Source organism: Undibacterium sp. FT79W (assembly GCF_014284215.1).
GTDB lineage: Bacteria > Pseudomonadota > Gammaproteobacteria > Burkholderiales > Burkholderiaceae_D > Undibacterium > Undibacterium aquatile.
The window spans coordinates 416,384-422,918 of record NZ_JACOGB010000004.1 but is presented as its reverse complement, the minus strand read 5'-3'; the positions used below and the strand labels follow the sequence as shown (position 1 = coordinate 422,918).

General features: G+C 50.8%; 7 protein-coding genes. 5 read left to right on the top strand and 2 right to left on the bottom strand.

Going from position 1 to position 6,535, the window contains the following annotated elements:
* Positions 1 to 167 precede the first annotated feature (167 nt).
* Positions 168 to 944 (bottom strand): enoyl-CoA hydratase, encoded by a 777-nt coding sequence (locus tag H8K38_RS09610; protein WP_186884588.1) that lies wholly within the window; start codon positions 942 to 944, stop codon positions 168 to 170.
* 272 nt (positions 945 to 1,216) lie between these two features.
* The gene (gene apaG / locus H8K38_RS09605; protein ID WP_186884587.1) at positions 1,217 to 1,591 is read right to left on the bottom strand and encodes a Co2+/Mg2+ efflux protein ApaG; all 375 of its coding nucleotides are present in this window, start codon (positions 1,589 to 1,591) and stop codon (positions 1,217 to 1,219) included.
* Positions 1,592 to 1,708: 117 nt separating this feature from the next.
* Between apaG and rpe the strand changes: the two genes are divergently transcribed.
* From rpe to trpD, 5 genes are all read left to right on the top strand, one after another.
* Positions 1,709 to 2,374 (top strand): ribulose-phosphate 3-epimerase, encoded by a 666-nt coding sequence (rpe, locus tag H8K38_RS09600; protein WP_186884586.1) that lies wholly within the window; start codon positions 1,709 to 1,711, stop codon positions 2,372 to 2,374.
* Positions 2,375 to 2,480: 106 nt separating this feature from the next.
* Positions 2,481 to 3,164 (top strand): phosphoglycolate phosphatase, encoded by a 684-nt coding sequence (locus H8K38_RS09595; protein WP_186884585.1) that lies wholly within the window; start codon positions 2,481 to 2,483, stop codon positions 3,162 to 3,164.
* A gap of 270 nt (positions 3,165 to 3,434) precedes the next feature.
* The gene (gene trpE / locus H8K38_RS09590; protein ID WP_186884584.1) at positions 3,435 to 4,931 is read left to right on the top strand and encodes an anthranilate synthase component I; all 1,497 of its coding nucleotides are present in this window, start codon (positions 3,435 to 3,437) and stop codon (positions 4,929 to 4,931) included.
* A complete protein-coding gene (locus tag H8K38_RS09585) occupies positions 4,932 to 5,504 on the top strand; it encodes an aminodeoxychorismate/anthranilate synthase component II (protein WP_186884583.1) in 573 nt (190 codons plus the stop codon).
* A complete protein-coding gene (gene trpD / locus H8K38_RS09580; protein WP_186884582.1) occupies positions 5,501 to 6,532 on the top strand; it encodes an anthranilate phosphoribosyltransferase in 1,032 nt (343 codons plus the stop codon). The genes H8K38_RS09585 and trpD overlap by 4 nt, the downstream gene beginning before the upstream one ends.
* The last annotated feature ends 3 nt before the right edge of the window (positions 6,533 to 6,535 follow it).

Below are 6,535 nucleotides of genomic sequence, written 5' to 3'. Positions count from 1 at the left end.
TGTTGTGCGGGCACCAATCGGATCACTTGGCCTGACTTCGGTCTGTCGACTGTGCGGGCTGCTTTTTTACTTGCAGCTCTTCACTTTCTTCCCCCGCTTCTCAGCGGGAGCCGAACTATAGCAAAACAACACCGCCTTCGCAATGAAACTCGCAAATTATTTATAACTTATTGATTCTTAAATTCCGGCGTACGTTTTTCCAGGAATGCTTTCATGCCTTCTTTCTGATCTTCGGTTCCGAAACTTGAGTGAAACAGGCGACGCTCAAAATGCACGCCTTCCGACAAAGTGGTTTCGTAAGCGCGATTAACAGATTCCTTAATCATCATAATGATAGGCAGCGACATGCTGGCAATCGTGTTCGCCGCTGACAGCGCTTCTTCCAGCAACATATCAACCGGAACAATGCGTGAGACCAGTCCGGCGCGCTCTGCCTCTTCCGCATCCATCATGCGCGCGGTCAGGCACATGTCCATCGCCTTCGCTTTCGATATTGCACGCGGCAAGCGCTGAGTACCGCCAGCACCCGGCAAGGTTCCTAACTTAACTTCGGGCTGGCCAAATTTTGCGTTATCAGCAGCAATGATGAAATCACACATCATCGCCAATTCACAACCACCGCCTAAGGCGTAACCTGCCACCGCAGCAATGACTGGTTTGCGAATCTGGCGAATCGTTTCCCAATTGCGCGTGATGTAATCACCTTTATAAGCATCCATGAACGTGTAGTTCGCCATTGCGGCAATATCTGCACCGGCAGCAAATGCCTTCTGACTTCCGGTAATCACGATACATTGGATCGCATCATTCTGGTCAAACGCTTTTAAAGCAACGCCTAATTCATTCATCACCTGATCATTCAGCGCATTCAATGCCTTCGGGCGATTGAGAGTAATCAGTCCAACCTTCTCTTTTGTCTCTACTAATATGCATTCGAATTCCATGGAAGTCTCCTATATAGTGTCAATGGATGTGCCGCTCAGCGCGGCAAGGCTAAATTACTCAAAACAATCCAGCTTATCTATTTGCAGAACAGCCAGATTGTAATCAAAGGAAATCTATGTGGTTATTGCTATTAGAAGCCGGAATGGCGCTCTTTATATTGATCTTTATCGTATGGTGGACCATGTTTTCCGGACGACACCCGGAAAACAAACCGCACATTGAAGAACAAACTGACAGTAAGAACGACAGCAAATGAGCTTCATCGCATTAATTAATGCAAAGTGCGCGGAATAGAGAGCACAAACTCAGGAATCGTCACTTCGAAACGATGCCCATCTTCCGCCACGCAGAAATACGACCCTTTCATGCTTCCCTGCGGCGTCGTTAAGGAACTACCGCTGGTGTATTCAAAACTTTGTCCTGGCGCCAAAAACGGCTGATGCCCGACCACCCCCAGCCCTTTTACTTCTTCAATATGATTCTTTGCATCTGTAATAATCCAGTGACGCGAAATGACCTGCGCTGACACCGTCCCCGTATTCTTAATCGTTATGGTGTAAGCAAACACAAAATTCGCCTGATCCGGATTGGATTGCTCTTGCAAATACTGTGTCACGACCGACACACTCATTTCGTAGGCTGCCACAGTCTCCTCTTTTCTTTATCAACTGCAATTGAATCTCTATTGTGCCAGAGGATGACAAAGACGACATGGATGGTGCAAGGTAAAATAGCGCATCTTTTCTTTTGCAAGACCATTGCCATGACAACCTACCGAATTGCCCCCAGTATTTTATCCGCCGACTTTGCCCGACTGGGCGAGGAAGTGCGCAATGTCGTCGCTGCCGGTGCCGACATGATTCACTTTGATGTCATGGATAACCATTACGTCCCGAATCTGACCATAGGCCCGTTGGTCTGTGAAGCGATACGCCCACATGTGCAGGTGCCGATTGATGTTCATCTGATGGTAAAGCCTGTTGACCGCATCATTCCCGATTTTGCCAAAGCTGGCGCGAATATCATCAGCTTTCACCCGGAAGGCTCAGAACATATCGACCGCAGCCTGCAATTAATCCGCGATCACGGCTGCAAAGCCGGTCTGGTGTTCAATCCTGCGACACCCTTGCATGTGTTAGAACATGTCATGGATAAGCTGGATCTGATCCTGTTAATGTCAGTCAACCCCGGCTTCGGTGGTCAATCGTTTATTCCGCACACATTGAAAAAAATCACCGCGGTACGCAAATTGATTGACGAATCCGGCCGCGACATCATGCTGCAAGTCGATGGTGGCGTGAAGATAGACAATATCCGCGAGATCGCCGCAGCAGGTGCAGATACGTTTGTTGCCGGTTCAGCGATTTTTGGCAAACCAGACTACAAGGCCGTCATTGACGCCATGCGCACAGAACTCGGTAAAGTCTGACCCATCATTCACCGCTTACGTTCCAGACACTCAATATACATGCGGCTTGTGGCATCAATTCCTGCCAGGAACCGCATAGTTATTCAGACATTCAACAGGCAACGCCATGTTTAACAATATCAACGCCGTCATCATTGATCTCGATGGCACCATGCTCGACACCGCACCGGATTTTCTGGTCGCGATTAATCGTATGCGGAATGATTTTTCCCTGACGCCAATAACGCTAGACATGGTGAAATCGATGGTCGGTAAAGGCTCGGAAAATCTGATCACCCGTGTCCTGAGTCTGGATTTCGATGAAGCGGGAGTGCAACAACATTTTGCGCAAGGGATGGCGTCTTACCAACGGCATTATCTAGACATCAATGGCGATCACAGCACGTTGTATCCGGAAGTCACCGAAGGTTTGCAAGCAATGCAGGCGATGCATCTGCGACTGGCATGTGTCACAAACAAGCCGCTCGCTTTCGCCATTCCTCTGATGCAGAAAAAGGGCTTATCCTCCTATTTTGAACTGACTTTCGGCGGTGATTCTTTCGCGCGAAAAAAACCAGATCCGCAACCCTTGCTTGAAGTCAGCAAACAATTTGGCATTGCGCCATCACACATACTGGCCATCGGCGACTCCAGCAATGACGCCATCGCAGCGCGCGCAGCAGGCTGCCCGGTACTCACAGTGCCCTATGGTTACAACCACGGCGAGGCTGTACAAACGATTCAAAGTGATGGTATAGTCGGCACACTGTTGGAGGCGGCACGACTGCTGGCGACAGAAAATCAACATTAATTCGACATTAATCACTTTCATTCCACTCACGAATGTTTCCCGAAAACAAACGTCCCGAAATAACACCAGGTGCCTTTGAGGCCTGGCTATGGCGACGCTGGCAATCCTCTTAATCCTGGAATGCCGCGACTGGCTCTGCACATCCTCCGCACGACTTGTCGCTTGTTTTATCAATCTGTCTTATCCGTCCTTACTCAAGATGCGAGTCTTTTTGCTCGTTTTCTGTGCCTGCAAGCATCGCGAGCTATGGCTGACGGCTGAAAGAAAACCATGACCGAACTCGAATTCAAATCGCTGGCCGCGCAAGGCTACAACCGTATTCCGATGATTGCGGAAGCATTCGCTGATCTGGAAACTCCACTGACCCTGTACCTGAAACTTGCTCAGACCCAGAATGCAGGCAAAAACACGTTCCTGCTCGAATCCGTCATGGGTGGCGAGCGTTTCGGGCGTTATTCCTTCATCGGACTGCCTGCCAATACGCTGTTGCGCAGCTACGGTGAAAAAGTAGAAATCGTCAGAAATGGCGAAATCATCGAAACGTATCACGGTAATCCACTCGATTTCATCGCAGAATTTCAAAGCCGTTTCAAAGTAGCGTTACGTCCTGGCATGCCACGCTTTTGCGGCGGACTCGCCGGTTACTTTGGTTACGATGCGGTACGCCATGTCGAAAAACGCCTCGCACACAGTGCGCCCAAAGATGATCTTGGCCTGCCGGAAATTCAGTTGCTGGTGACAGAGGAATTAGCGGTCATCGATAATGTATCAGGCAAGCTGTACCTGATTGTGTATGCCGATCCTACACAAGCCGAAGCGTGGTCAAAAGCGCGCCAGCGTTTGAAGGATTTGCGCGCAATGTTACGCCGCAGCGTTGATGCGCCCGTTACATCCGCCTCGGTGCGCACCGAATCGATACGCGATTTCGCGAAAGAAGATTATTTAAAAGCCGTTGAAAAAGCCAAGGAATACATCATGGCTGGCGATCTGATGCAGGTGCAGGTTGGACAGCGCATCAAGAAACCTTATGTTGATTCGCCTCTCTCACTGTATCGCGCACTGCGCTCACTGAATCCGTCGCCGTACATGTATTTCTACAATTTCGGCGACATGCAGATCATCGGCGCCTCGCCAGAAATTTTAGTCCGCAACGAAAGCCTGAATGATGGCTCACGCAAAGTCACGATACGTCCGCTCGCCGGTACGCGTCCGCGCGGTGCGACGCCAGAACGCGATGCTGAACTCGCCAAAGAATTGCTGGCTGATCCCAAAGAAATTGCCGAACACGTGATGCTGATTGATCTCGCACGCAATGACATCGGCCGCATCGCCACGACTGGCAGCGTCAAGGTAACGGATCAGATGGTCATCGAAAAGTACTCGCATGTGCAACACATCGTGTCGAATGTCGAAGGCACATTGCAACCACAATTATCGAATCTCGATGTGCTGAAAGCGACTTTCCCTGCCGGTACCTTGTCCGGTGCGCCCAAGGTGCGTGCCATGGAGTTGATTGATGAACTCGAACCGGTCAAACGTGGCATCTATGGCGGCGCCTGCGGTTATCTGTCGTTCGGCGGCGAGATGGATCTGGCGATTGCGATTCGCACCGGCGTGCTGAAAGACGGCATGTTGTATGTGCAGGCTGCGGCGGGCGTGGTGGCGGATTCAGTACCGGAAATGGAATGGCAGGAAACAGAAAATAAGGCGCGCGCAGTTTTGCGCGCAGCCGAACAAGTACAAGATGGTCTGGACGGAGAAATTTAAATGCTGCTGATGATCGATAACTATGATTCTTTCACTTACAACCTTGTGCAGTATTTTGCCGAGCTGGGTGAAGATGTGCACACCTACCGCAATGATGAAATCACACTGGACGAAATCGCCGCATTAAAGCCGGATCACATCTGCATTTCACCAGGGCCATGCACGCCGCATGAAGCTGGTATTTCTATTCCTGTCATCGAACGTTTTGCCGGCCAGATTCCTATTCTCGGCGTTTGTCTTGGCCATCAAAGTATCGGTGCGGCATTTGGCGGCAATATCATCCGCGCAAAACAAGTCATGCATGGCAAGACGTCGATGATTGCACACACCGGCGTGGGTGTCTTTAAGAATTTACCCAGCCCTTACACCGTTATCCGCTATCACTCGCTGGCGATTGAACGCGCTACGCTGCCAGATTGCTTGGAAGTCACCGCCTGGACTGACGATGGCGAAATCATGGGTGTGCGCCACAAAGAATTTGATCTGCAAGGCGTGCAATTTCACCCCGAATCCATCCTCTCAGAGCATGGCCATGCTCTGTTGAAAAACTTTCTGACTGGAGCAGCACAATGACCATTTCTCAGCAAGAAGCCCTGACGCGCCTGATCGAACACCGCGAAATATTCCATGACGAAATGCTGTATCTGTTCCGCAAAATCATGGGAGGTGAAATGTCACCGCTGATGATCGCCGCATTAACGATAGGTCTGCGCGTCAAAAAAGAAAGCATAGGTGAAATCACCGCAGCGGCACAAGTCATGCGCGAATTCTCGACCAAAGTGCCATTGGTCAATACCGAAAATATGATCGATATCGTCGGCACTGGCGGCGATGGCGCGAATACGTTCAACATTTCCACCACCTCGATGTTTGTGACTGCCGCTGCCGGAGCGCGCGTCGCCAAGCACGGCGGGCGCAGCGTTTCTTCATCATCTGGCAGCGCCGACGTGCTCGAAGCGCTGGGTGTTAACATCAACCTGAATCCAGAACAAATTGCACAATCCGTAGCTCAGACCGGCATTGGTTTTATGTTTGCACCGAACCATCACGGTGCGATGAAACATGCGGCACCAGTCCGGCGTGAACTGGGTGTACGCACCATTTTTAATATCCTCGGCCCGCTGACGAATCCGGCAGGCGCACCAAATATTCTCATGGGTGTATTTCACCCGGATCTGGTCGGCATTCAAGTACGCGTACTGCAACGACTGGGCGCTAAACATGTGCTGGTCGTGTGGGGCCGTGACAATATGGATGAAGTGTCGCTCGGTGCACCGACGATGGTCGGCGAACTGGTCGATGGTGAAATCCGCGAATACGATATTCATCCGGAAGACTTTGGCCTGCAAATGGTATCGAGCCGGAATCTGCGTGTGTCAGGTGCGGAAGAATCGCGCGAAAAAGTATTGGAAGTGCTGAACAATGTCAGCGGTGCAGCGAAAGATATCGTCAGCCTGAATGCCGGTGCCGCTTTATACGGCGCGGGCGTTGCCAGCTCGATTGCCGACGGCGTCAAGAAGGCGCAAGAAGCGATCGCCTCTGGTGCTGCACGTGCCAAGATGGATCACTTCATTCATGTCACTCAGCAACTCGGAAAGTAAGCC

What these genes read in the sequence shown, in the direction of transcription:
- H8K38_RS09610 (WP_186884588.1), bottom strand. Translation starts at nt 944, where the DNA reads ATGGAATTCGAATGCATATTAGTAGAGACAAAAGAGAAGGTTGGACTG.
- trpE (WP_186884584.1), top strand. Translation starts at nt 3,435, where the DNA reads ATGACCGAACTCGAATTCAAATCGCTGGCCGCGCAAGGCTACAACCGT.
- trpD (WP_186884582.1), top strand. Translation starts at nt 5,501, where the DNA reads ATGACCATTTCTCAGCAAGAAGCCCTGACGCGCCTGATCGAACACCGC.
- H8K38_RS09595 (WP_186884585.1), top strand. Translation starts at nt 2,481, where the DNA reads ATGTTTAACAATATCAACGCCGTCATCATTGATCTCGATGGCACCATG.
- H8K38_RS09585 (WP_186884583.1), top strand. Translation starts at nt 4,932, where the DNA reads ATGCTGCTGATGATCGATAACTATGATTCTTTCACTTACAACCTTGTG.
- rpe (WP_186884586.1), top strand. Translation starts at nt 1,709, where the DNA reads ATGACAACCTACCGAATTGCCCCCAGTATTTTATCCGCCGACTTTGCC.